This window comes from Vibrio plantisponsor, assembly GCF_013041605.1.
Taxonomy (GTDB): Bacteria; Pseudomonadota; Gammaproteobacteria; order Enterobacterales; family Vibrionaceae; genus Vibrio; species Vibrio plantisponsor.
On the sequence record NZ_JABEQC010000016.1, the window covers coordinates 55,150 to 79,494 of the forward strand.

Annotated in this window: 23 protein-coding genes; 20 read left to right on the forward strand and 3 right to left on the reverse strand. The window is 44.6% G+C overall.

Features of this window, described 5'->3' with window-relative positions; translation table 11 throughout:
- Positions 1-5: 5 nt before the first annotated feature.
- The 16 genes from mnmE (at position 6) to glmU (ending at position 15,191) form a co-directional block, all read left to right on the forward strand.
- Positions 6-1,367 carry a tRNA uridine-5-carboxymethylaminomethyl(34) synthesis GTPase MnmE gene (gene mnmE, locus HKI82_RS18285; RefSeq protein ID WP_102942794.1) on the forward strand — a complete coding sequence of 454 codons (1,362 nt, stop codon included), beginning with the start codon at positions 6-8 and terminating at the stop codon, positions 1,365-1,367.
- An 11-nt stretch (positions 1,368-1,378) separates the two neighbouring features.
- Entirely contained in the window at positions 1,379-1,816 is a 438-nt protein-coding gene (gene mioC / locus HKI82_RS18290) for an FMN-binding protein MioC (protein WP_102942793.1), read from the forward strand.
- Positions 1,817-2,300: 484 nt separating this feature from the next.
- Positions 2,301-4,196 carry a tRNA uridine-5-carboxymethylaminomethyl(34) synthesis enzyme MnmG gene (mnmG, locus tag HKI82_RS18295; protein ID WP_102942792.1) on the forward strand — a complete coding sequence of 632 codons (1,896 nt, stop codon included), beginning with the start codon at positions 2,301-2,303 and terminating at the stop codon, positions 4,194-4,196.
- The gene (rsmG, locus tag HKI82_RS18300) at positions 4,196-4,825 is read left to right on the forward strand and encodes a 16S rRNA (guanine(527)-N(7))-methyltransferase RsmG (RefSeq protein ID WP_102942791.1); all 630 of its coding nucleotides are present in this window, start codon (positions 4,196-4,198) and stop codon (positions 4,823-4,825) included. Before mnmG ends, rsmG begins: the two co-directional genes overlap by 1 nt.
- A gap of 14 nt (positions 4,826-4,839) precedes the next feature.
- Positions 4,840-5,613, forward strand: a complete 774-nt coding sequence (locus HKI82_RS18305) for a ParA family protein (RefSeq protein WP_102942790.1) — start codon at positions 4,840-4,842, stop codon at positions 5,611-5,613.
- Positions 5,614-5,637: 24 nt separating this feature from the next.
- Positions 5,638-6,522, forward strand: a complete 885-nt coding sequence (locus HKI82_RS18310) for a ParB/RepB/Spo0J family partition protein (protein WP_171138808.1) — start codon at positions 5,638-5,640, stop codon at positions 6,520-6,522.
- A 189-nt stretch (positions 6,523-6,711) separates the two neighbouring features.
- Positions 6,712-7,101: a F0F1 ATP synthase subunit I gene (locus HKI82_RS18315; protein WP_042489541.1), complete on the forward strand. Its 390-nt coding sequence runs from the start codon at positions 6,712-6,714 to the stop codon at positions 7,099-7,101.
- A gap of 8 nt (positions 7,102-7,109) precedes the next feature.
- Complete coding sequence (gene atpB, locus HKI82_RS18320; protein WP_102942787.1) at positions 7,110-7,922, forward strand: F0F1 ATP synthase subunit A; 813 nt, start codon at positions 7,110-7,112, stop codon at positions 7,920-7,922.
- Positions 7,923-7,975: 53 nt separating this feature from the next.
- On the forward strand, positions 7,976-8,230 hold the full coding sequence (atpE, locus tag HKI82_RS18325; RefSeq protein ID WP_002540812.1) for a F0F1 ATP synthase subunit C: 255 nt from the start codon (positions 7,976-7,978) through the stop codon (positions 8,228-8,230).
- A 75-nt stretch (positions 8,231-8,305) separates the two neighbouring features.
- Positions 8,306-8,776 (forward strand): F0F1 ATP synthase subunit B, encoded by a 471-nt coding sequence (gene atpF, locus HKI82_RS18330; protein ID WP_042489550.1) that lies wholly within the window; start codon positions 8,306-8,308, stop codon positions 8,774-8,776.
- A 14-nt stretch (positions 8,777-8,790) separates the two neighbouring features.
- Positions 8,791-9,324 (forward strand): F0F1 ATP synthase subunit delta, encoded by a 534-nt coding sequence (atpH, locus tag HKI82_RS18335; protein ID WP_171138810.1) that lies wholly within the window; start codon positions 8,791-8,793, stop codon positions 9,322-9,324.
- 13 nt (positions 9,325-9,337) lie between these two features.
- The gene (gene atpA / locus HKI82_RS18340; RefSeq protein ID WP_102942784.1) at positions 9,338-10,879 is read left to right on the forward strand and encodes a F0F1 ATP synthase subunit alpha; all 1,542 of its coding nucleotides are present in this window, start codon (positions 9,338-9,340) and stop codon (positions 10,877-10,879) included.
- Positions 10,880-10,922: 43 nt separating this feature from the next.
- Entirely contained in the window at positions 10,923-11,789 is an 867-nt protein-coding gene (atpG, locus tag HKI82_RS18345; RefSeq protein WP_102942783.1) for a F0F1 ATP synthase subunit gamma, read from the forward strand.
- A 34-nt stretch (positions 11,790-11,823) separates the two neighbouring features.
- Positions 11,824-13,227 (forward strand): F0F1 ATP synthase subunit beta, encoded by a 1,404-nt coding sequence (atpD, locus tag HKI82_RS18350; protein ID WP_102942782.1) that lies wholly within the window; start codon positions 11,824-11,826, stop codon positions 13,225-13,227.
- 18 nt (positions 13,228-13,245) lie between these two features.
- Positions 13,246-13,668 carry a F0F1 ATP synthase subunit epsilon gene (locus HKI82_RS18355; RefSeq protein WP_102942781.1) on the forward strand — a complete coding sequence of 141 codons (423 nt, stop codon included), beginning with the start codon at positions 13,246-13,248 and terminating at the stop codon, positions 13,666-13,668.
- A 161-nt stretch (positions 13,669-13,829) separates the two neighbouring features.
- Entirely contained in the window at positions 13,830-15,191 is a 1,362-nt protein-coding gene (gene glmU, locus HKI82_RS18360) for a bifunctional UDP-N-acetylglucosamine diphosphorylase/glucosamine-1-phosphate N-acetyltransferase GlmU (RefSeq protein WP_171138812.1), read from the forward strand.
- A gap of 56 nt (positions 15,192-15,247) precedes the next feature.
- On the opposite strand, the gene punC is transcribed toward glmU, so the two are convergent.
- Positions 15,248-16,447, reverse strand: coding sequence for a purine nucleoside transporter PunC (gene punC, locus HKI82_RS18365; RefSeq protein WP_171138813.1), 1,200 nt, complete (start codon positions 16,445-16,447; stop codon positions 15,248-15,250).
- Between the two features lie 150 nt (positions 16,448-16,597).
- Here punC and punR point away from each other — a divergent pair, with 150 nt between their 5' ends.
- Complete coding sequence (gene punR / locus HKI82_RS18370) at positions 16,598-17,503, forward strand: DNA-binding transcriptional activator PunR (RefSeq protein WP_102942778.1); 906 nt, start codon at positions 16,598-16,600, stop codon at positions 17,501-17,503.
- Positions 17,504-17,584: 81 nt separating this feature from the next.
- On the opposite strand, the gene fadA is transcribed toward punR, so the two are convergent.
- Positions 17,585-18,748, reverse strand: coding sequence for an acetyl-CoA C-acyltransferase FadA (fadA, locus tag HKI82_RS18375; RefSeq protein ID WP_102942777.1), 1,164 nt, complete (start codon positions 18,746-18,748; stop codon positions 17,585-17,587).
- A gap of 24 nt (positions 18,749-18,772) precedes the next feature.
- Positions 18,773-20,944, reverse strand: coding sequence for a fatty acid oxidation complex subunit alpha FadB (gene fadB / locus HKI82_RS18380; RefSeq protein WP_171138814.1), 2,172 nt, complete (start codon positions 20,942-20,944; stop codon positions 18,773-18,775).
- A 215-nt stretch (positions 20,945-21,159) separates the two neighbouring features.
- Here fadB and HKI82_RS18385 point away from each other — a divergent pair, with 215 nt between their 5' ends.
- From HKI82_RS18385 to hemG, 3 genes are read left to right on the forward strand one after another with little or no spacing between them, the layout of a single operon-like run.
- The gene (locus HKI82_RS18385; RefSeq protein WP_171138816.1) at positions 21,160-21,783 is read left to right on the forward strand and encodes a YigZ family protein; all 624 of its coding nucleotides are present in this window, start codon (positions 21,160-21,162) and stop codon (positions 21,781-21,783) included.
- Between the two features lie 33 nt (positions 21,784-21,816).
- Positions 21,817-23,274 (forward strand): TrkH family potassium uptake protein, encoded by a 1,458-nt coding sequence (locus HKI82_RS18390; RefSeq protein WP_102942775.1) that lies wholly within the window; start codon positions 21,817-21,819, stop codon positions 23,272-23,274.
- Between the two features lie 22 nt (positions 23,275-23,296).
- The gene (gene hemG, locus HKI82_RS18395; protein ID WP_171138817.1) at positions 23,297-23,821 is read left to right on the forward strand and encodes a menaquinone-dependent protoporphyrinogen IX dehydrogenase; all 525 of its coding nucleotides are present in this window, start codon (positions 23,297-23,299) and stop codon (positions 23,819-23,821) included.
- The last annotated feature ends 524 nt before the right edge of the window (positions 23,822-24,345 follow it).

Here is a 24,345-nt window from a genome sequence, read left to right on the forward strand (position 1 = left end):
CCTTTATGACAACTGATACCATCGTTGCTCAAGCAACAGCCCCTGGACGAGGCGGTGTAGGCATTATCCGTGTCTCAGGTCCAAAAGCGGCTCAGGTTGCTTTAGAAGTAACGGGACGAACGTTAAAACCGCGCTATGCGGAATACTTGCCTTTCAAAGATGAAAGCGGTCTGGAGCTTGACCAAGGCATTGCGCTTTACTTCCCTAACCCGAACTCATTTACTGGCGAAGACGTATTAGAACTGCAAGGCCATGGTGGTCCGGTAGTAATGGATATGCTGATTAAGCGTATTTTGAAAATTTCAGGCGTTCGCCCAGCACGGCCAGGTGAGTTTTCAGAGCGAGCATTCCTCAATGACAAAATGGATTTAACCCAAGCAGAGGCCATTGCAGACTTAATCGATGCCAGCTCTGAACAAGCGGCGAAATCGGCACTGCAATCTTTGCAAGGTCAGTTCTCACAACGTATCAACACGCTGGTGGAGTCACTTATTCACCTGCGTATCTATGTGGAAGCTGCGATTGACTTTCCAGAGGAAGAAATTGATTTCTTGGCCGATGGTAAAGTTGCCGCCGATCTGCAAGCGATTATTGATAACCTGAATGCTGTGCGTAAGGAAGCCAACCAAGGCGCTATTTTACGTGAAGGTATGAAAGTCGTAATCGCTGGCCGACCAAATGCAGGCAAATCAAGCCTACTGAACGCCTTATCTGGTAAAGAGTCTGCCATTGTTACAGATATAGCTGGTACCACTCGTGACGTTCTTCGTGAACATATCCATATAGACGGTATGCCGCTGCACATAATTGATACAGCTGGTCTGCGTGATGCTTCAGATGAAGTAGAAAAAATCGGTATTGAGCGCGCTTGGGACGAAATAAAGCAAGCTGACCGAGTACTGTTCATGGTTGATGGCACCACAACAGATGCCACTAACCCTGAAGATATTTGGCCAGACTTCGTGGATCGTCTGCCAGACAACATGGGTATGACGGTTATTCGAAATAAAGTGGATCAAACAGGTGAAACGCTGGGCATTTGCCATGTGAGTACCCCAACATTGATCCGTCTTTCAGCGAAGACAGGCGAAGGTGTAGAAGCTCTGAGAACACACTTAAAAGAGTGTATGGGTTTCTCTGGTAACCAAGAAGGCGGCTTTATGGCGCGTCGTCGCCACTTAGAAGCTCTGGAACGTGCCGCAGAGCACCTAGACATAGGTCAGCAACAACTTGAAGGCTACATGGCTGGTGAAATCTTAGCGGAAGAACTGCGTATTACTCAGCAACACTTAAACGAAATTACCGGTGAATTCAGCTCAGATGATCTATTGGGCCGAATCTTCTCATCTTTCTGTATTGGTAAATAAAGCGGAGCACTATGATCCATATAATTACGGGTAGCACCCTTGGCGGTGCAGAATACGTGGGTGATCATCTCAGTGATTTACTTCAAGATCAGTCATTGGAAACAACCATCCACAACCAACCTGCGCTTGAAGAAATTCCAGCAGACGGTACTTGGATAATCGTCACCTCGACTCATGGTGCTGGAGATTATCCAGATAACATTCAGCCTTTTATCGCTGCATTACAAAATACACCACCAAGAACCAACAACTTAAAGTTTGCGGTTGTTGCGATTGGCGATTCAAGCTATGACACCTTTTGTGCCGCAGGCAAGCATGCTCATGTACTGCTTGAGGATATCGGTGCAACTCCGCTATCAGAGTGCTTCACTATCGATATTCAAGAGCATCCGGTTCCTGAAGATGCAGCAGAAGAGTGGCTACAAAGCATCATCCACCAGCTTAAATAAGCACAGAATCGACATGAAAGGGCAGCGGAAACGCTGCTTTTTTATGTTTGAAAGAAAATAAACTAAAAATCGAACTGTAAACTTATTCAATATTGATGCTATTTCAAACAAATCACTTGTGGATAACTACACATTTATCCGGTGATCAACCTATAGTTATCCCAATAACAACTTTGATCAGTTTAGGTGGGTGTGTATAAGTACCTATTTTGATCCCAGTTAATACGCAATAAGATCATGTGTAGATCACAAGTTCTGATCCGTTAAAGATCCATGATCTTGTTGATCATTTTCCACTTATCCACAGAGATCGTCGATCCTAATAGTAAGAATAATAAAAGATCTCTATATAAAGATCTTATATATATTAAGTTATCGGTAGTGACAGGAAAATATAGAAAAGCGATTTTCTAGACTTAGGAAAGAGGGTAGAATACGCCTCTTTTGTTTAACTCTTAATCTCATTGAATACCTGAGGTCGTTCATGCTTTATCACGAAACATTTGACGTCATTGTGGTTGGTGGCGGTCACGCAGGAACGGAAGCCGCTCTCGCAGCCGCACGTACAGGACAAAGTACGTTACTTCTAACGCACAATATTGACACGCTAGGACAGATGTCTTGTAACCCAGCGATCGGTGGCATTGGTAAAGGCCACTTAGTTAAAGAAGTAGATGCTATGGGTGGTTTAATGGCGCAAGCTATTGACCATGCAGGTATTCAGTTCAGAACACTGAATGCTTCTAAAGGCCCAGCAGTTCGTGCAACTCGTGCACAAGCTGACCGAGCTTTATACAAAGCCTATGTTCGCAGCACACTGGAAAACACACCAAATCTGACGCTTTTCCAACAAGCCGCAGATGATCTTATCGTCGAGAACGATCAAGTGCTGGGTGTAGTAACTCAAATGGGCGTTAAATTCCGCTCTAAATCGGTTGTGTTGACCGTTGGTACATTCCTTGGTGGAAAGATCCACATTGGTATGGAAAACTTCTCAGGCGGTCGTGCAGGCGATCCACCATCGATCGCTCTAGCGGATCGACTACGTGAATTACCTTTCCGAGTTGATCGCCTAAAAACGGGTACACCACCACGTATTGATGCAAACAGTGTCGATTTTTCTGTTCTGGAAGCTCAGCATGGTGACAATCCAACGCCTGTTTTCTCATTTATGGGTAAACGTGAGCAACATCCGCGTCAGATTCCTTGTTACATCACTCATACCAACGAGCAGACACATGATGTGATTCGTTCTAACCTTGACCGCAGCCCTATGTATGCTGGAGTGATTGAAGGAATTGGTCCACGTTACTGTCCGTCTATCGAAGACAAAGTGATGCGTTTTGCTGATAAAAACAGCCATCAAATCTTTATCGAACCAGAAGGTTTGAACACGACTGAACTTTATCCAAACGGTATCTCCACCAGCTTACCTTTTGATGTACAAGTTCAAATCGTTCGTTCAATGAAAGGTTTTGAAAACGCACACATCGTTCGTCCTGGTTATGCGATCGAATACGATTTCTTTGATCCTCGTGATTTGAAGCAGACTTACGAAACTAAGTTTATCCAAGGTCTGTTCTTTGCTGGTCAAATTAACGGTACAACTGGTTACGAAGAAGCAGCTGCACAAGGTTTGATGGCTGGTCTGAACGCAAGTTTGTACAGCCAAGGCAAAGAAGGTTGGAGCCCACGTCGCGATCAAGCCTATATGGGCGTGTTGATCGACGATCTATCTACCATGGGTACTAAAGAGCCATACCGCATGTTTACTTCGCGTGCTGAATACCGTTTGTTGCTGCGTGAAGATAACGCTGATCTTCGTTTAACGGAAAAAGCGCGCGAACTTGGTCTTGTTTGTGATGAGCGTTGGGCTCGTTTCAATCAGAAGATCGACAATATGGAAAAAGAACGTCAACGCCTAAAAGAGACTTGGATGAACCCGAACTCAAAAGGTATTGAGGCTCTAAACGCGCTTTTGAAAACACCAATGTCACGTGAAGCGAGTGGTGAAGATCTACTACGTCGTCCAGAAGTGGATTACGATGCGCTTGTTTCTCTTCCTGAATTTGGTCCTGCGCTTGAAGATGCTGAAGCCGCTGAACAAGTGGAAATTCAAGTTAAGTACGAAGGGTATATCGAGCGTCAAAAAGACGAGATCGAGAAATCTCTGCGTCACGAAAATACCAAATTGCCAGCGGATCTTGATTACAAGCAAGTTAAAGGTCTGTCGAACGAGGTAGTCTTGAAGCTCAACGCAGCTAAACCTGAAACGGTTGGCATTGCGTCACGTATCTCTGGTATTACTCCTGCTGCGATCTCTATCTTGTTGGTTCACTTGAAAAAACAAGGCATTTTGAAGAAAGGAGAGGCGGCTTAATGGATTTACGCGCTAAATTAGATTCGTTAATCGCCAAAACAGACTTAGACGTATCAGAAAAGCAACGTGAACAACTACTTGGTTATGTTGGACTGCTGAACAAGTGGAATAAAGCGTATAATCTTACATCGGTAAGAGACCCTGCGGATATGTTAGTGAAACATATCCTTGATAGCATTGTGGTGAGCCCTTACCTAAACGGTGAGCGCTTTATTGACGTTGGAACAGGACCTGGTTTACCTGGCATTCCTCTGGCCATCATGAATCCAGACAAGAGTTTTGTCTTACTGGATAGCTTGGGTAAACGTATTCGTTTTATTAAGCAAGTTCTGCATGAGCTAGGTATTGCTAACGTTGTTGCTGTTCAAAGCCGTGTTGAAGAGTTCGACCCGGAAGATGGTTTTGATGCAGTTCTGAGTCGAGCTTTTGCTTCTATGTCCGATATGGTTGAGTGGTGTCAGCACTTACCGCGCGCCAATTCAGGAGTGTTTTTTGCCCTCAAAGGACAATTGCCACAGGAAGAGATAAGCCTGTTACCTGAATGGTGTTCTGTGACCGATGTCAAAGCTTTGAAAGTTCCAGAGTTAGAAGGCGAGCGTCATCTTGTAATCTTATCCCGAAAGGGATAACAGCGAGGCATACCGTGGGTAAAATCGTAGCGATCGCCAACCAGAAAGGTGGCGTAGGAAAAACAACAACTTGTGTTAATTTAGCTGCTTCAATGGCAGCCACTAAACGTAAAGTTCTGGTAATAGATCTTGACCCTCAGGGTAACGCCACAATGGCAAGTGGTGTAGACAAATACCAAGTCGATGCTACGGTTTACGAATTCTTGGTGGAAGACGCACCATTTGAAGACGTGGTATGCCGCAACACTGCTGGACACTATGACTTGATCGCTGCTAATGGCGATGTAACTGCTGCAGAAATCAAATTGATGGAAGTTTTCGCTCGCGAAGTCCGTCTAAAGAACGCTTTAGCAGCAGTTCGTGATAACTATGATTTCATCTTTATTGATTGTCCTCCTTCTTTAAACCTCCTTACAATCAACGCGATGGCAGCAGCAGACTCTGTGTTAGTGCCAATGCAATGTGAGTATTTCGCATTAGAAGGTTTAACTGCGTTAATGGATACCATCAGCAAACTTGCTGCGGTAGTGAACGATAAATTGAAAATCGAAGGTTTGCTTCGCACCATGTACGACCCTCGTAACCGATTGGCCAACGAAGTTTCCGATCAGTTGAAAAAGCATTTTGGTAACAAAGTCTATCGTACCGTTATTCCTCGTAATGTCCGCCTCGCTGAAGCGCCTAGTCATGGTAAACCTGCCATGTATTACGATAAGTATTCCGCGGGTTCTAAAGCTTATTTAGCTTTAGCAGGAGAAATGCTTCGTCGCGAAGAAGTTATCGCTTAACACAGAATAAAGGAATTCGTTTACATGTCGTCTAAACGTGGTTTAGGAAAAGGACTGGATGCGTTATTGGCAACCAGTTCTCTTGCTCGTGAAAAGCAACAAGTGGCATCACACAGTCAAGAGATGTCTTCTGACGGTGAGCTGCAGGATATCGCGATTGCGAGCTTGAAGCCGGGTATTTACCAGCCCCGTAAAGATATGTCTCCTGAAGCTTTGGAAGAGCTGTCTGCATCCATTCAATCTCAAGGTATTATTCAGCCGATCGTTGTTCGCCCATTAAATACAGGTGGCTACGAAATTATTGCTGGTGAGCGTCGTTGGAGAGCAGCAAAGCAAGCGGGTTTGAAGCAAGTCCCTTGTTTGATCAAACTAGTGGATGATCGTGCGGCGATCGCGATGGCGTTGATCGAAAATATTCAGCGTGAAGATCTTAATGCGATTGAAGAAGCACAAGCTTTAGAGCGTCTGCAAGATGAATTTAAACTGACTCACCAACAAGTCGCGGATGTTATTGGTAAGTCGAGAACAACGGTCAGTAACCTACTTCGTCTTAACCAGCTGGCTGACGCTGTTAAGCGTTTAGTTGAAACCAAACAGTTAGAGATGGGGCATGCTCGTGCTCTGTTAATGCTGGAAGGTGAACGACAAGAAGAGATTGCAGAGCGAGTTGCTAAGAAGCAATTAACAGTGCGTCAGACTGAGCAATTAGTGAAAAAATGTCTCTCAGACACAACTGAAGAAAAAAATGTGCTTGAAGACGTAGAAATACAACAAATGTCACAAAAACTTAGTGAAAACTTAGGTGCAAAAGTGTCAATTGTCCGTTCCAAAAATGGTAAATCTAAGGTAACGATTAGCCTTGATGAACCCCAGAAACTAGAGCAATTGGTTGCAAAGCTGCAAGCCTAAGTGACATAATCGGTCGGCGTCACATTTCTGAGAAAAAAGAATTTTGTGTGAAAAATGTTGGTTAGCGAACAAAAATGTAACATAAGATTGTATTTACGTTGCATTAGTTTTGCGCCTTCGTATAATTTTCGCGAATTTCTCAACATTACTATTTTTTAGTGTTGGGAATGTAACTAGAGGTACGAATACATGGTAGCTGCGTTGGCTAGGCCAGGACGAGAGCTTGCAAAGCAATTGTTAATGATCCAGTCTGGCGCGGTTATGGTTGTGGCAGCAGGGATGACTATTGCTGTAAATGCTGATTGGGGATTTTCAGCGCTGGTTGGGGGAGGCATTTGTGTCTTTGCCAATGCGGTTTTTGCGCTGTGTGCTTTTATGTTTAGTGGAGCTCGCGCTGCAAAGCGTATCGCGGTCTCTTTTTACACTGGTGAAGCACTTAAAATTCTTATTACAGTCGTTTTATTCTCTGTTGCTTACATGTATATGCAGGTGGAACTTGTTCCCCTGAAACTAACCTATTTGCTGGCTCTAGGTATTAATATCTGTGCGCCAGTGCTATTCATTAACAACAAAAAATAGGATGAGTTATGGCTGCGCCAGGTGAAGCGCTAACATCGTCCGGATACATTGAACACCACCTAACCAACCTGTCTTTATACAAGCTGGGTTTAGTTGGGTCGGAAACAAGTTTCTGGAACGTACATATCGATAGCCTGTTTTTTTCTTTGTTTACTGGACTGATCTTCCTTTGGATTTTCCGTTCTGTAGCGAAGAAGGCAACAGCGGGTGTACCAGGCAAGCTACAGTGTTTTGTTGAAATAGTGGTTGAATTTGTCGATACCAACGTCAAAGACACCTTCCATGGACGCAATCCACTAATAGCACCGCTGGCACTGACTATCTTTTGTTGGGTATTGCTAATGAACATCATGGACTTAGTGCCAATTGATTTCTTGCCGTATCCAGCACAGCATTGGCTAGGTATCCCTTACTTGAAAGTGGTTCCTTCTGCTGATGTGAACATCACCATGGCTATGGCACTAGGTGTATTTGCTCTGATGATTTATTACAGCATCAAAGTAAAAGGCCTAGGCGGTTTTGCGAAAGAATTAGCATTACATCCATTTAATCACCCAGTGATGATTCCGTTTAACCTACTAATTGAAGTGGTATCGCTACTAGCTAAGCCTCTTTCACTTGGTATGCGTCTATTCGGTAACATGTTCGCAGGTGAGGTTGTATTTATTCTTATCGCAGCGATGCTACCATGGTATTTACAATGGATGGGTTCACTACCGTGGGCTATTTTCCATATTCTTGTAATTCTGATTCAGTCCTTTGTGTTCATGATGTTGACTATCGTTTATCTGTCAATGGCACACGAAGACAGTGATCATTAATATATAGCTTTTATTTGGGCACAATTAGCCAACAACTATAATTGGAGATAGTAATGGAAACTTTACTGAGCTTTTCTGCAATCGCCGTAGGTATCATCGTCGGTCTTGCTTCTCTTGGTACAGCGATTGGTTTCGCACTTCTAGGTGGTAAATTCCTTGAAGGTGCAGCTCGTCAACCAGAAATGGCTCCTATGCTACAAGTTAAGATGTTCATCATCGCGGGTCTACTGGATGCGGTTCCTATGATCGGTATCGTAATCGCACTTCTATTTACATTCGCGAACCCATTTGTTGGTCAATTAGGTTAATCACGTTTTGCCAGAGGCAAGCTTTTTTAGGTTTGCCATTGATTAATACTAAGTCCATATAGAGGGGTAGCTGTTGTGAATATGAACGCAACTCTGCTAGGTCAAGCTCTGTCTTTCGCACTATTTGTGTGGTTCTGCATGAAGTATGTATGGCCACCAATCATGCAAGCGATTGAAGAACGTCAGAAGAAAATTGCTGACGGTTTGCAAGCCGCTGAGCGTGCAAAAAAAGACTTAGATCTAGCACAAGCCAACGCTTCCGATTCTTTGAAAGAAGCGAAGCGCACAGCAACAGAGGTCATCGAGCAAGCGAACAAGCGCAAAGCTCAAATTCTAGATGAAGCACGTGAGGAAGCTCAGGCAGAACGCCAGAAAATCCTTGCTCAAGCAGAATCAGAAGTTGAAGCTGAACGTAATCGTGCCCGCGATGAGCTGCGCAAACAAGTTGCAACTCTGGCAATTGCTGGTGCTGAGAAGATTCTTGAGCGTTCTATCGATAAAGATGCGCATAAAGATATTCTCGACAACATTACTGCAAAACTTTAAGTCTGGGGGCGCGAATGTCTAATTTGACTACTATTGCTCGCCCCTACGCTAAAGCAGCTTTTGACTTTGCGGTAGAAAAGCAACAACTAACTCAGTGGAGTGAGATGTTAGCTTTCGCTGCCGAAGTTACAAATAACGAGCAAATACATGAACTGTTAACCAGTTCTGCTTCTGCTGAGAAACTTGCAGAAATTTTTATCGCAATTTGTGGCGAACAGTTTGATGAATATGGCCAAAACCTACTTAAGGTGATGGCTGAGAATGGCCGTTTAAGAGCTATTCCTGATGTTTTTGAGCAATTCGTTGCTCTTAAGAAAGAGTATGAGAAGAATATCGATGTTGAAGTTATTTCAGCAACCGAGCTTTCTGAACAACAGCTTTCAGATATCAGTAGCAAACTGGAGCAGCGTCTAGAACGTAAAGTTCAGCTGAATTGCAGTGTAGATGAGACCCTACTTGGTGGGGTCGTAATTCGAGCCGGAGATCTTGTCATCGATAACTCAGCGCGTGGTCGTTTGAACCGCCTGAGCGATGCCTTGCAATCTTGATGGGGATTGGAGCATGCAACTTAATTCCACGGAAATTAGCGATCTAATTAAACAACGTATTGAATCTTTCAACGTTGTTAGTGAAGCTCGCAATGAAGGTACTATCGTATCGGTAAGCGATGGTATTATCCGTATTCATGGCCTTGCGGACGTGATGCAGGGTGAAATGATTGAATTACCGGGCGGTCGTTATGCACTAGCACTTAACCTTGAGCGTGACTCAGTGGGTGCGGTTGTAATGGGCCCATATGCTGACCTTAAGGAAGGCATGAAAGTTACAGGTACTGGTCGTATTCTTGAAGTACCAGTTGGTCCAGAACTTCTAGGTCGCGTAGTGAACACACTAGGTGAACCTATTGATGGTAAAGGTCCTATTGAAGCGAAACTAACTTCGCCTGTAGAAGTGATTGCACCGGGTGTAATCGACCGTAAATCGGTAGATCAACCTGTACAAACTGGTTATAAGTCAGTTGACTCAATGATCCCAATCGGTCGTGGTCAGCGTGAGCTTATCATCGGTGACCGTCAGACTGGTAAAACAGCGATGGCGATCGATGCAATCATCAACCAGAAAAACTCTGGTATTTTCTCAATCTACGTAGCAATCGGTCAGAAAGCATCGACTATCGCTAACGTAGTACGCAAACTAGAAGAGCATGGCGCACTAGCGAACACTATCGTTGTTGTAGCATCTGCTTCTGAATCTGCAGCGCTACAATATCTAGCGCCATACGCAGGTTGTGCGATGGGTGAATACTTCCGTGATCGTGGTGAAGATGCACTGATTGTTTACGATGATCTATCTAAACAAGCGGTAGCTTACCGTCAGATCTCTCTACTACTAAAACGCCCACCAGGCCGTGAAGCATTCCCAGGTGACGTATTCTACCTCCACTCTCGTCTACTAGAGCGTGCTGCTCGCGTAAACGAAGAGTATGTAGAACGTTTCACTAACGGTGAAGTGAAAGGTAAGACAGGTTCTTTAACTGCACTACCTATCATCGAAACACAAGCTGGTGACGTTTCAGCATTCGTACCGACAAACGTAATCTCTATTACCGACGGTCAGATATTCCTACAGACTGAGCTATTCAACGCGGGTGTTCGCCCAGCTGTTGACCCAGGTATCTCAGTATCTCGTGTAGGTGGTTCTGCGCAAACGAAGATCATCAAGAAACTATCAGGTGGTATCCGTACAGCACTAGCTGCATACCGCGAACTAGCGGCTTTCGCTCAGTTCTCTTCTGATCTTGATGAAGCGACTAAGCGTCAGTTAGACCACGGTCAAAAAGTTACTGAACTGATGAAGCAGAAACAATACGCTCCAATGTCAGTATTTGACCAAGCTCTAACTATCTTTGCAGCAGAGCGTGGCTACCTAAATGATGTAGAACTGTCAAAAGTTCTAGATTTTGAGGCGGCTCTACTATCGTATGCTCGCGCTCAGCACGCAGATTTTGCAGCTGAGATCGACAAGACGGGTGCTTACAACGATGAGATCGAAGCTCAGTTGAAGAAACTGACCGACGATTTTAAAGCAACCCAAACTTGGTAATAAGTCGGTGGCAGATTCTGCCACCAACTAATGGAGAGTAACGATGGCCGGCGCAAAAGAGATACGTAATAAAATCGGTAGTGTTAAAAGCACTCAGAAAATTACGAAAGCGATGGAAATGGTAGCAGCTTCAAAAATGCGTCGCTCTCAAGACGCAATGGAAGCTTCTCGTCCATACGCTGAAACAATGCGTAAAGTGATCGGTCATGTGGCTAACGCAAACCTAGAGTACCGTCATCCGTACCTAGCAGAGCGTGAAGCTAAACGTGTTGGTTATATCATCGTTTCTACAGATCGTGGCTTGTGTGGCGGCTTGAACATTAACGTGTTCAAAAAGGCTGTAACAGATATGCAAGCTTGGAAAGCAAAAGGTGCTGAAATTGAGCTAGCAGTAATTGGCTCTAAAGCAACGGCTTTCTTTAACAACAGTGGCGCAAAAGTCGTCGCTCAGGTTTCTGGTCTAGGTGACTCACCTAGCTTGGAAGACCTGATCGGTTCTGTTGGCGTAATGTTGAAAAAATACGATGAAGGTGAATTGGACCGCTTATATGTCGTTTACAACGAGTTTGTAAACACTATGGTTCAGCAACCAACGATCGATCAATTGCTACCTTTGCCTAAATCGGAAAGCGAAGAGATGCAGCGTCCGCATTCATGGGACTACATCTACGAGCCTGAACCAAAACCTCTACTGGATACGCTTCTTGTGCGTTACGTAGAGTCTCAGGTTTATCAAGGTGTAGTTGAGAACCTTGCTTGTGAGCAAGCGGCTCGAATGATTGCGATGAAGGCTGCAACTGATAACGCAACCAACTTGATTGAAGATTTAGAACTTGTGTACAACAAAGCCCGTCAGGCTGCGATTACACAAGAACTATCGGAAATCGTTTCTGGTGCGGCAGCGGTTTAAGCTTAGGTAAAACAAACAGTTTAGAGGATTAACGATGGCTACAGGTAAGATCGTACAGATCATTGGTGCGGTAGTCGACGTAGAGTTCCCACAGAGCGAAGTACCTAGTGTTTACGATGCTCTGAACGTTGTGGATTCTAAAGAGCGTCTAGTTCTTGAAGTTCAGCAACAGCTTGGCGGTGGCGTAATTCGCGCAATCGTTATGGGTAGCTCTGATGGTTTACGTCGCGGTTTGGCAGTTGAAAACACTGGCGCTCCAATCTCAGTACCAGTAGGTACTAAGACACTAGGTCGTATCATGAACGTGCTTGGTGATGCGATTGACGAGCGTGGTGAAATCGGTGCGGAAGAGCTTTACTCTATCCACCGTGCAGCGCCAAGCTACGAAGAGCAATCAAACGAGACAGCTCTTCTAGAAACAGGTGTAAAAGTAATCGACTTGATTTGTCCATTCGCTAAGGGTGGTAAGATCGGTCTATTCGGTGGTGCAGGTGTAGGTAAGACCGTTAACATGATGGAACTTATCAACAACATCGCACTGCAACACTCTGGTCTATCAGTATTCGCGGGTGTTGGTGAACGTACTCGTGAAGGTAACGACTTCTACTACGAGATGCAGGAAGCGGGTGTTGTAAACATCGCTGAACCTGAAAAATCAAAAGTAGCAATGGTTTACGGCCAAATGAACGAGCCACCAGGTAACCGTCTACGTGTTGCACTTACTGGCTTGACTATGGCTGAGAAATTCCGTGATGAAGGCCGTGACGTACTGCTGTTTATCGATAACATCTATCGTTACACACTTGCAGGTACTGAGGTTTCAGCACTACTAGGTCGTATGCCTTCTGCAGTAGGTTACCAACCTACGCTTGCTGAAGAAATGGGTGTTCTTCAAGAACGTATCACTTCAACTCGTCAAGGTTCTATTACGTCTGTACAGGCGGTATACGTACCTGCGGATGACTTGACTGACCCGTCTCCAGCAACAACGTTCGCACACTTGGATGCAACAGTTGTACTTAACCGTAACATCGCTGCTATGGGTCTATACCCAGCGATCGACCCACTAGATTCGACTTCACGTCAGCTAGATCCATTGGTAGTTGGTCAAGAGCACTATGATGTTGCGCGCGGTGTTCAGCAAACGCTTCAGCGTTATAAAGAGCTGAAAGATATCATTGCGATCCTAGGTATGGACGAGCTATCTGAAGGTGATAAGCAAGTTGTATCTCGTGCACGTAAGATTGAGCGTTTCCTAACTCAGCCTTACCACGTAGCGGAAGTATTTACTGGTGACCCTGGTGTATACGTTCCTCTTAAAGAAACACTACGTGGCTTTAAAGGCCTACTAGCTGGTGACTACGACGACATTCCAGAGCAAGCGTTTATGTACTGCGGTACTATCGACGAAGCTATCGAGAATGCGAAGAAGCTATAAGGCTAACTAGGAGGCGATATGGCAGCAATAACCTTTCATCTAGACGTTGTGAGCGCAGAGAAGAAAATCTTCTCAGGTCGTGTTGAAACGTTTCAGGTGACCGGTAGCGAAGGTGAGCTTGGTATTTTCCATGGTCACACACCGCTGCTGACCGCTATTAAGCCTGGTATGGTTCGTATAGTGAAACAACACGGCCACGAAGAAATCATTTATGTTTCTGGTGGTATTGTTGAAGTTCAACCTGGTACAGCGACTGTACTGGCTGACACAGCAATTCGTGGTGAAGATCTAGATACAGCCAAGGCTCAAGAAGCCAAACGTCGCGCTGAGGAGAAAATTCAAAATCAGCATGGCGATATGGACTTCGCGCAAGCGGCCAGTGAACTGGCTAAAGCCATTGCTCAGCTACGAGTAATTGAGCTGACTAAGAAACGTCGTTAATTTTTATTAGCGCGTTTTATGAAAAGGCGACCTTTGGTCGCCTTTTTTGCGTTATTTAGTTCGTGCTTTATTTTTAACAGAAATTAACGTCAAATAATTAACACCATTACAGTAAGCCGCTAAAATGCAATCAGTCGTTACCTCAAACAAATAGGTTAAACATGAAATTTAGTGCCGTGATTTTGGCTGCGGGTAAAGGTACTCGCATGCATTCTAATATGCCAAAAGTCCTTCATACTCTTGCTGGTAAGCCGATGGTCAAGCACGTGATTGATACGTGTAATAGCTTAGGTGCTCAGAATATCCATCTGGTTTATGGTCACGGTGGTGATCAAATGAAACAGACTTTGGCAGAAGAGAACGTTAACTGGGTTCTGCAAGCGGATCAGCTTGGTACAGGTCATGCGGTTGATCAGGCTTCACCACAATTTCAGGATGATGAGAAGATCCTCGTGTTATACGGTGATGTTCCATTAATCTCTGAAGAAACTATCGAAAGCTTATTAGATGCGCAACCAAACGATGGTATCGCGTTATTAACTGTGGTGCTTAAAAATCCGACGGGTTACGGACGTATCGTACGTAAGAACGGCCCTGTAGTGGCGATCGTTGAACAGAAAGACGCAACTGAAGAACAAAAGCTGATCAAAGAGATTAACACTGGTGTGATGGTTGCGACTGGCCGTGATCTAAAGCGCTGGTTGTCAGGTTTGAATAACAACAATGCTCAGGGTGAATACTACCTGACAGATGTCATTGCTGCTGCACATGAAGAAGGGCGTGCGGTTGAAGCTGTACATCCTGTGAGCTCAATTGAGGTTGAAGGGGTCAACGACCGTATTCAACTGGCTCGTTTGGAGCGTGCATTCCAAGCTCGTCAAGCAAACAAGCTGTTAGAACAGGGCGTAATGCTACGCGACCCAGCTCGTTTTGATCTGCGTGGTGAGTTGCAATGCGGTATGGACGTAGAAATTGACGTTAACGTTATTATCGAAGGTACGGTTTCTATCGGTGATAACGTGGTTATAGGTGCGGGTTGTATCCTGAAAGACTGTGAAATCGATGACAATACCGTTATTCGTCCATACAGCGTGATTGAAGGCGCGAGTGTGGGTGAAGATTGTACTGTGGGTCCATTTACTCGCCTTCGCCCAGGGGCTGACTTGCGTAATGATGCTCATGTTGGCAACTTCGTTGAAGTGAAAAATGCTCGTGTTGGCGAAGGTTCTAAAGCTAACCACTTAACTTACATTGGTGATGCAGAAATTGGTCAGCGTGTAAACGTCGGTGCAGGTGTGATTACTTGTAACTATGACGGCGTTAACAAGCACAAAACCATTATTGGTGACGATGTGTTTGTCGGCTCTGACTGCCAGCTGGTGGCTCCTGTTACTATCGCAAACGGTGCAACAATCGGAGCAGGCACGACATTAACGAAAGATGTCGCAGAAGGTGAGTTAGTAATCACTCGCGCTAAAGAGAAGAAAATTGCTGGTTGGCAACGCCCAGTTAAGAAAAAGTAATCTAAGTGCTCTGCTATAAAATAGCCCCCAATTATGAGGGCTATTTTTTTTACGGATTATTCATCACTGACAACACGCGAATTATCAGGTGTTGTGAAATGTTGTGATAGCTGTTTATTGGAAACAACGAATCCGAACCACAATCCTGCCGTACAAATAACAATTGCGATACCTATAACCATTTGTGCTTGGCTTGCCATTGAGGCAACCAGAGCACTAGAAAGGCTGCTGATACAGATTTGTAGACTGTTTTGTAACCCTGCAGCAGTCGCTGGTGCTTGTTTGGCATTAGCTAAGGCTCGATTGACCACTATTGGGTACAAAGCACCATTGGCAACGGCGATTAAACAGAATGGAGTCAGAATTGGCCAAATAGATTCTAACTGCCATTGTGATGCGATAAAAATCAGCAGTGACGCGACGCTGAATAAGCCGATCAAATGACGCAGTACTCTCTCATCGCCAAATTTTTTCACTGCTACCTTGCCTAAATAACCACCTAGCATGAAGGCTATCGTTTGTGGGATGAAGCTTAAGCCGATATCTTTTGTGCTATAGCCTAACTGAGCCATGATTTCCGGCATACCTGTTAGGTAAGCGAAGAAGGCCGCTGATGCCGTAGCATATATCAGCACATTGCCAAGATAAGCTTTTGAAGCAAGTAGTGCTTTTATATCAGCAGCTATGCTGGTCTGTTTTATATCCGCCTTTTTATTATCTTGTGCCATTGTCGCTGTAATCAGTGCCATGCCGATGACCGAGAGTGCAACAAAGATACTCGGCCAGCCAAAGCTTTCTGCTAGCAACACCCCCAGTTGAGGTGCTAGAGCAGGAGAGAGCGCGACCAACGGCATAATTGTGGCAAAAATCTGTTGGCTTTGGCTTGAATATCGCTGAATAACCATGGCTTGCCAGATTACAGCTGGTGCACAGACACCGATCGCTTGGATAAAGCGCAGAGCCAACAGTTGCCAAACCTGATCGGCGAATGCCAGCCCTAAGGATGCGATGGTGAAAAGTACTAAGCCTGCCGCCAGCGTATTACGATGACCAAACTTATCTGAGGCAAGGCCCCATATCAATTGACCGATAGCCATCCCGACCAAGAATATTGTTAGAGACAAGGCTATTTGTTCAGGTCCGGTAGCAAAGTCGATTTCCATCGCTTTAAAGGCCGGTAAGTACATGTCGGTGGCTATAAAGCCGAGCATAGACAGAGTTGCAAGATAGAAGAGTTGTAATTTTGATATTTTCATTTTAACCAATCAAATATTTTAATTAATGTTCCGTGAATATCAGTTGGCGCCAACCCCTATTTATTTACCGTGCTATTCTATTTTTCGTTACTAGGAAAATGAAACGATAAAATTGCTGGTTATCGTTCAAAAAATTTGAAAGGTATATGTGTGTACTCTAAATCTTCGTTGGAAATGTTGGATGCGGTCGCTCGATTAGGCAGTTTTACCGCGGCGGCTGAGCTGTTGCATAAAGTTCCTTCAGCCATCAGCTACGGTGTTCGGCAAGTGGAACAAGAACTCGATGTGGTTCTCTTTCGCCGTTTACCTCGTAAAGTAGAACTGACTCCGGCTGGTGAGCTATTTATTGCTCAGGCCCGTTTGCTCTTGAGGCAGATGGAGGAGATCAATGCGCAAACTCGCCGAGCGGCTCATGGTTGGCAATCTACACTCAAGCTGACTTTAGATAATGTGGTGAAACTCGATAAGCTTAAATCGCTGGTGGAAGATTTTTATCAACAGTTTGAATTTGCAGAGCTACAAATCAACATGGAAGTATTTAACGGTTCATGGGAAGCGATAGCTCAAGAGCGGGCGGATATTGTGATTGGTGCTACCTCGGCAGTTCCTGTTGGCGGAGACTTCGAGGTACGAGATATGGGCGAGTTGAAATGGACATTTGTGATGTCACCTCATCATCCGTGTGCACAACAGCAAGATTTGAGTGAAGCCTTTGTGAGCCAGTTTCCAGCGATTTGTCTTGATGATACCTCTAGTGTGTTACCTAAAAGACATACGGGACATTATCCTCAACAGCGTCGATTATTGTTGCCCAACTGGTATAGCGCTATAGAGTGCCTGAAAAAGGGGATTGGTGTGGGCTATATGCCACGTCATATTGCGCTGCCATTGATTGAACAAGGCTTGCTGGTAGAAAAAACATTACCCGATCAACAACCTTTAAGTCAGTGCTGCCTCGTATGGCGTAAAGATGATAATCACCGTTTGATTGAGTGGATGGTGAATTATTTAGGTTCGAGCGAACAACTTCATAGAGACTGGCTAAAAGCGGATTAAGAAAAATGCCAGCATGAGCTGGCATTATTGTTTGGATTTAAAACCACCAGCATAGCTGGTGGCCTTTTATTTTTAACTAATTTACGGGCGTTCGAAAATCGTCGCAATACCTTGGCCTAAACCAATACACATGGTTGCCAAGCCATATTTCGCTTGTTTTACTTCCATAAGGTTTATCAACGTCGTTGAGATCCGTGTTCCTGAACAACCTAATGGGTGGCCTAATGCAATTGCACCACCATTGAGGTTTACTTTGTCATCCATCTTATCCAATAAACCTAAGTCTTTTGCACAAGGTAAAGACTGAGCAGCAAAGGCTTCGTTCAGTTCAATCACATCAATGTCTTCCATTGATAGACCAGCGCGTTTCAGTGCTTTGTGAGTAGCAGGAACAGGTCCATAACCCATGATAGAAGGATCGCAGCCGGCAATCGCCATCGATTTTACTTTGGCACGGATAGTAAGTCCTAACTCCAGCGCTTTTGCTTCACTCATGATCAGCATTGCAGATGCACCGTCAGACAGCGCAGAAGAAGAACCCGCAGTTACCGTACCATTGACTGGGTCAAAGGCAGGTCGAAGAGCCGATAAGCCTTCAACAGTGGTTTCTGGGCGGATCACTTCGTCGTAATCGAGAGTGAATAGAGTGCCGTCTTCCGCATGAGCTTCTGTTGGAAGAATTTCATTTTTGAATCTTCCTTCAACAGTTGCAGCGTACGCTCTTTGGTGTGAACGTGCGGCAAACGCATCTTGTTGTTCACGGCTAATACCGTGTACTTTGCCCAGCATTTCAGCAGTTAAACCCATCATGCCTGCTGCTTTTGCAACGTTCTTTGATAAACCTGGGTGGAAATCCACACCATGGTTCATCGGTACGTGTCCCATGTGCTCAACACCACCTACTAGGCAGATCTCTGCATCACCAACCATGATAGAACGAGTGGCATCGTGAAGAGCCTGCATAGAAGAACCACAGAGACGGTTAACTGTAACAGCACCAATTTCAATTGGCAGGCCTGCCAGTAGCGCTGCGTTACGCGCAACGTTGAAGCCTTGCTCTAAGGTTTGTTGCACACAGCCCCAGTAGATATCTTCAATGTCGTGTGGGTTAACTTGAGGGTTTCTTGCCAGAATACCTTTCATCAGATGAGCCGAGAGATCTTCCGCTCGCTGGTGGCGAAACGCCCCGCCTTTGGAACGTCCCATAGGGGTACGAAGGCAATCAACAATCACTACATTATTCATTTTGTTATTCCTTTTCCAAAGTGGTTACAGTGAGCCAGCCTGTTGTGAACCGTAGAAGGTTTCACCTTTCTCAGCCATATCTATCAGGCGTTGAGGTACTTGATAAACCGCACCTAAATGCTGATGTTTTTTCGCCATTTCTAGGTAAGTACTCAGACCAATACTATCTAGGTAACGGAACACACCACCACGGAATGGAGGGAAACCTAAGCCATAAACTAGAGCCATATCAGCTTCCTGAGGTGAAGCAATGATGTTCTCTTCTAAACAAAGCACTACTTCATTGATCATAGGAATCATCATGCGTTCAATAATGGTTTGGTCATCAAACTCGGCAGAAGCACCACACACGGTTTGAAGCAGTGTAAGAACACTGTTATCAAAGGCTTTCTTAGGCTTGCCTTTTTTATCGACAGTGTACTGGTAGAAACCACTACCATTTTTCTGACCGTATTTCTGAGCTTCAAACAGGGCGCTGATCGCGTCAGGGCCTTCTTTAGCCATACGAGTAGGGAAGCCTTGTGCCATCACTTCTTGTGCATGGTGAGCAGTATCTAAACCAACCACATCCAACAAGTAGGCAGGGCCCATTGGCCAACCGAATTGACGTTCCATCACTTTATCGATGTGAGTGAAATCACCGCCATCACGCATCAACAAGCTAAAGCCCGCAAAGTATGGGAACAAAACACGGTTTACGAAGAATCCTGGGCAGTCATTAACCACGATTGGCGATTTGCCCATTTTCGCAGCGTAAGCGACAACACGATTGATGGTGTCTTCAGAAGTGTGTTCACCTCGGATAATTTCAACCAGCGGCATACGGTGTACTGGATTGAAGAAGTGCATACCACAGAAGTTTTCTGGGCGCTTAAGCGATTTCGCCAGTAAGTTAATTGGAATAGTCGAGGTATTTGACGTGATGACGGTATCTGCTGAAACTTGTTGTTCCACTTCGCTCAGAACGGCCGCTTTCACTTTTGGATTCTCAACCACAGCTTCCACAATAACGTCGGATTGCTCTATACCTGCATAATGTAACGTTGGTGAAATAGAAGCGATCACAGAAGCCATCTTAAAGCCATCGATCTTGCCACGCTCAAGTTGTTTATTTAGCAACTTAGACGCTTCCGTCATCCCTAAATCAAGAGACGACTGAGCGATGTCTTTCATGGTTACCGGAACGCCTTTTGAAGCGGATTGGTAAGCGATACCACCACCCATAATACCCGCGCCTAGAACAGCTGCACGCTGAGTATCTTTCGATGCAGATTTCGCAGATTTTTTTGCAAGCCCTTTAATGTATTGGTCATTCAGGAAGATACCTACAAGCGCTTGCGCCTCTTGAGATTTCGCTAGGGTGATAAAGTGTTTACGCTCAATATCCAAAGCGGCATCGCGCTCGCAGTTTGCTGCTTGTTCGATAGTTTTGACGGCGGTCATTGGCGCTGGGTAGTGAGTACCCGCAACCTGAGCGACTAAACCTTTCGCCATGGTAAAGCTCATCATCGCTTCAATCTTGCTTAATGTCAGCGCTGAGGTTTTTTGCTTACGTCGTGCTTGCCAGTCAATCTTCTCATTCATGGCTTGGGTTAGTGTCGCGATAGAAGATTCTTCGAGCTTGTCGCTTTCAACAATGGCATCGAGTAAGCCCAGTTTTAGTGCTTCTTCAGCTTTACACGCTTTACCTTGAGTGATGATTTCCATCGCGCTGTCGGCGCCGATGATTCTTGGCAGGCGAACCGTGCCACCAAAGCCAGGCATAATACCGAGTTTGGTTTCTGGCAAACCGATGCTGGTGGTTTTATTACCAATGCGGAAGTCGGTAGCAAGTACACACTCACATCCGCCGCCAAGAGTGAAACCTCTTAACGCAGAGAGTGTTGGTACCGGTAAATCTTCCAGCTTGTTAAATATGCTGTTTGCAAAAACGAGCCACGTATTTAGCTCTGCTTCTGGTTTTGCAAATAGTCCTAAAAACTCAGTAATGTCGGCACCGACAATAAATGAGTCTTTATCCGTTGTGAGCACAACACCTTTTAAACCTTGATGAGTTTGGAGAGCATCAAGAGCCTCGTTTAGAGAATTAAGAGTGCTGAGGTCGAGCTTGTTTACAGAGTGCGGTGAGCAGAAGCTTATCTCTGCAATACCGTTCTCTAATTCCTTTACCTGTAGGGTTTCGGCTTGGTAAATCATTGTCTATCTCCTTGACATACAACCGAAGGATTGTGTGTGAGAGTTTTTGTTGTATTTAGTTTCTGGTGTGACCAGTAATTTCAGTTTGAACGGCAGAATGCTTAATTTCAATACATTTTTTAAACAAGTGTTTAACATTGTGTGCTGGTACCAATCCTGAGCACATTTTTAGGGCTCGTGATACACTTGGTCATCTTTATGATTTTGTGAAAAATATGAACGTTCGACCTTATTTGATCCCCAATGAGCCGGTTATCTTCGAAGAAGAGATAAAAAAGAGCCTGTTTATTACTTATCTTGCACATACGCCTAGTAGTGATGCAGCCAAAGCGTTTGTGGAGCAAATAAAGCAGAAACATCCTGATGCGAGACATAACTGTTGGGGATTTGTCGCGGGTAGGCCTGAAGATTCGATGCTTTGGGGATTTAGTGATGACGGAGAGCCATCAGGAACAGCGGGTAAGCCTATATTGGCTCAGTTATCTGGTTCTGGCGTAGGTGAAATCACGGCTGTTGTCACGCGTTACTATGGCGGTATTCGTCTTGGAACCGGTGGTTTAGTTAAGGCGTACGGTGGTGGTGTGCAACAAGCACTTAAGCTGCTTCAAACTATTGAGAAAAAAATCACCACAAATTTGCACCTAAGTTTAGACTACGGCCTAGTTCCGCTGGCGCAGTCTATTATTAAGCAGTTCGATGGGACAGAAGTTGACGCTCAATATGGTTCAAACGTGGAATTAGATGTGGAGCTGGAAGTTCTTCATGTTGAAGATTTCACCCAAACTATCATTAATCGAAGCGGTGCAAAGATTATTGTTACCGATTTAACCAATATATAGGAACTAAGAAGCCCGGCTTCATTTTGTCTATCAATGCAATTTCGTTCAATTATCCGGATTGTCGGGCTGCTGCTCGCGATATTCAGCTTTACAATGCTAGCTCCTGCGCTGGTCGCTTTGATCTATCGTGATGGTGCGGGTGTACCATTTGTCACTACTTTTTTTGCATTGCTGTTTTTTGGCGCGGTACTTTGGTTTCCTAACCGCCGCTATCGACACGAACTCAAATCCCGAGACGGTTTTCTTATTGTTGTCCTTTTTTGGACGGTAATCGGCAGTGCTGGGGCGATGCCTTTTTTGCTGTCTGATAACCCGAACCTATCAGTCACTAATGCTTTTTTTGAATCATTCTCTGCATTAACCACCACGGGGGCGACAGTCATAGTTGGCCTTGATGAATTACCTAAGGCGATTCTATTTTACCGTCAGTTCCTACAGTGGTTTGGTGGTATGGGTATCATCGTATTAGCTGTCGCTATCCTACCAGTACTGGGTATCGGTGGTATGCAGTTGTATCGAGCTGAAGTTCCCGGGCCTGTAAAAGATACTAAAGTAACGCCACGTATTGCAGAGACGGCAAAAGCGTTGTGGTATATCTATCTTAGTTTGACCATTCTATGTGCTACGTCGTTCTGGTTGGCTGGTATGACGGTTTTCGACGCGATCTGCCACAGCTTTTCAACTATCGCTATCGGTGGATTCTCAACCCATGACGCGAGTATGGGATATTTTGATAGCTATGCGATTAACCTGATTACGGTTGTATTCCTATTAATCTCCGCGTGTAACTACACCTTGCATTATGCTGTTTGGGCAACGGGCGGTGTGCATCCAAAATATTATTGGCGTGACCCTGAGTTTCGAGCATTCGTTGCTATACAAGTCATTCTATTTGTCGTCTGTTTCTTAATGCTATTGCAGCACCATACCTATGACTCTCTTTATGACGCGTTTGATCAGGCGATATTCCAAACGGTATCAATTTCCACTACGGCGGGATTTACCACAACAGGATTCTCAGAATGGCCTCTGTTCTTACCTGTGCTTCTACTTTTCTCGTCTTTTATTGGTGGTTGTGCGGGTTCAACCGGTGGCGGTATGAAAGTCATTCGCGTGTTATTGCTTACATTGCAAGGTGCTCGTGAAATGAAACGTTTAGTGCACCCGAGAGCAATCTACCCGATTAAATTGGGCGACAGTGCGTTATCACAACGAGTTGTCGATGCGGTATGGGGATTCTTCTCTGCTTATGCATTAGTGTTTGTGGTTTGTATGCTTGCAGTGATCGCGACAGGAATGGATGAACTCAGCGCGTTCTCCGCCGTTGCTGCCACCTTAAACAATCTAGGACCTGGGCTCGGAGAGGTTTCTGTCCACTTTGCTGACATTAATGATAGTGCTAAGTGGGTGCTTATTGTCTCCATGTTGTTCGGTCGTCTAGAAATATTTACTTTATTAATTTTGTTAACGCCTACGTTTTGGCGTAGCTAGGGTTACAAAGTAGGGATATAGCGTGAAAGCACTTCTTTTATATTCGACCCGCGAAGGTCAGACAAAAAAAATCATGCACCACATTGCGCAGCAGCTGCAAGGTTATGAATGTCAGTTTGTGGACTTGCATGAGTGTCAGACAATGGACTTAACTCAATATGACAAAGTGTTGGTTGGTGCTTCTATCCGCTATGGAAAATTAAATGCGAAGTTGTATCAATTCATCGATGCTCACATAAAACAGTTAGAACAAGTAAAGGCAGCCTTTTATTGTGTCAATCTCACGGCTCGCAAAGTGGATCAGGGTAAAGATACTCCTGAAGGAAGCGTTTATATAAAAACTTTTCTAAAGAAATCGCCTTGGCAACCATCATTGATAGGTGTGTTTGCAGGAGCGCTTTATTACCCACGTTATCGCCCAATAGATAGAATGATGATTCGTTTTATTATGAAACTGACTGGCGGTGAAACGGATACAACTAAAGAAGTTGAATACACAGACTGGGAAAAAGTGTCTTTATTCGCCCAAAAGTTTGAACAATTGTAAAGAAAACAGACAAAAAAGAGCCTCGCTGGCTTTTTTTTGTTCGAACGATAAAAAACTTCAAAAACTTTGCTAAAAAACTATTGCCAATTCTGATCATCTCCCTATAATGCCGCCTCGCTGACACGGGAACAGTTCATAAGAAATGTAACCAGTTAGCCGGTTTATTAACTAGCATCAATTAACGATGAAAAAGTTTTAAAAAAGTGTTTGACACTTAAACTTAACTAGCTAAAATAGCCGTCCGTTTTGAGAGGAATGCCTTTAAAAACCTAGCTCTTTAACAATTTAAACCTATCAATCTGTGTGGGCACTCGTTGATGAAAATCAAATTAGATACTTCGGTATCAAATTAGGTTTCAATGAACTGAGTGACCAATTGAATCGTAAGATTCAGCACAGTCAATTCAACATTACTTAGCTTTTTATTAAGCAAAAGAATGTATTCAGTATTCATTGAGCCGACAAAATCTTAAATTGAAGAGTTTGATCATGGCTCAGATTGAACGCTGGCGGCAGGCCTAACA

Bases quoted from the DNA above. Each gene is read 5' to 3' on its own strand.
- mnmE (WP_102942794.1), top strand. From the start codon at position 6: ATGACAACTGATACCATCGTTGCTCAAGCAACAGCCCCTGGACGAGGC.
- mioC (WP_102942793.1), top strand. From the start codon at position 1,379: ATGATCCATATAATTACGGGTAGCACCCTTGGCGGTGCAGAATACGTG.
- mnmG (WP_102942792.1), top strand. From the start codon at position 2,301: ATGCTTTATCACGAAACATTTGACGTCATTGTGGTTGGTGGCGGTCAC.
- rsmG (WP_102942791.1), top strand. From the start codon at position 4,196: ATGGATTTACGCGCTAAATTAGATTCGTTAATCGCCAAAACAGACTTA.
- HKI82_RS18310 (WP_171138808.1), top strand. From the start codon at position 5,638: ATGTCGTCTAAACGTGGTTTAGGAAAAGGACTGGATGCGTTATTGGCA.
- HKI82_RS18315 (WP_042489541.1), top strand. From the start codon at position 6,712: ATGGTAGCTGCGTTGGCTAGGCCAGGACGAGAGCTTGCAAAGCAATTG.
- atpB (WP_102942787.1), top strand. From the start codon at position 7,110: ATGGCTGCGCCAGGTGAAGCGCTAACATCGTCCGGATACATTGAACAC.
- atpE (WP_002540812.1), top strand. From the start codon at position 7,976: ATGGAAACTTTACTGAGCTTTTCTGCAATCGCCGTAGGTATCATCGTC.
- atpH (WP_171138810.1), top strand. From the start codon at position 8,791: ATGTCTAATTTGACTACTATTGCTCGCCCCTACGCTAAAGCAGCTTTT.
- atpA (WP_102942784.1), top strand. From the start codon at position 9,338: ATGCAACTTAATTCCACGGAAATTAGCGATCTAATTAAACAACGTATT.
- atpG (WP_102942783.1), top strand. From the start codon at position 10,923: ATGGCCGGCGCAAAAGAGATACGTAATAAAATCGGTAGTGTTAAAAGC.
- atpD (WP_102942782.1), top strand. From the start codon at position 11,824: ATGGCTACAGGTAAGATCGTACAGATCATTGGTGCGGTAGTCGACGTA.
- HKI82_RS18355 (WP_102942781.1), top strand. From the start codon at position 13,246: ATGGCAGCAATAACCTTTCATCTAGACGTTGTGAGCGCAGAGAAGAAA.
- glmU (WP_171138812.1), top strand. From the start codon at position 13,830: ATGAAATTTAGTGCCGTGATTTTGGCTGCGGGTAAAGGTACTCGCATG.
- punC (WP_171138813.1), bottom strand. From the start codon at position 16,447: ATGAAAATATCAAAATTACAACTCTTCTATCTTGCAACTCTGTCTATG.
- fadA (WP_102942777.1), bottom strand. From the start codon at position 18,748: ATGAATAATGTAGTGATTGTTGATTGCCTTCGTACCCCTATGGGACGT.
- fadB (WP_171138814.1), bottom strand. From the start codon at position 20,944: ATGATTTACCAAGCCGAAACCCTACAGGTAAAGGAATTAGAGAACGGT.
- HKI82_RS18385 (WP_171138816.1), top strand. From the start codon at position 21,160: ATGAACGTTCGACCTTATTTGATCCCCAATGAGCCGGTTATCTTCGAA.
- HKI82_RS18390 (WP_102942775.1), top strand. From the start codon at position 21,817: ATGCAATTTCGTTCAATTATCCGGATTGTCGGGCTGCTGCTCGCGATA.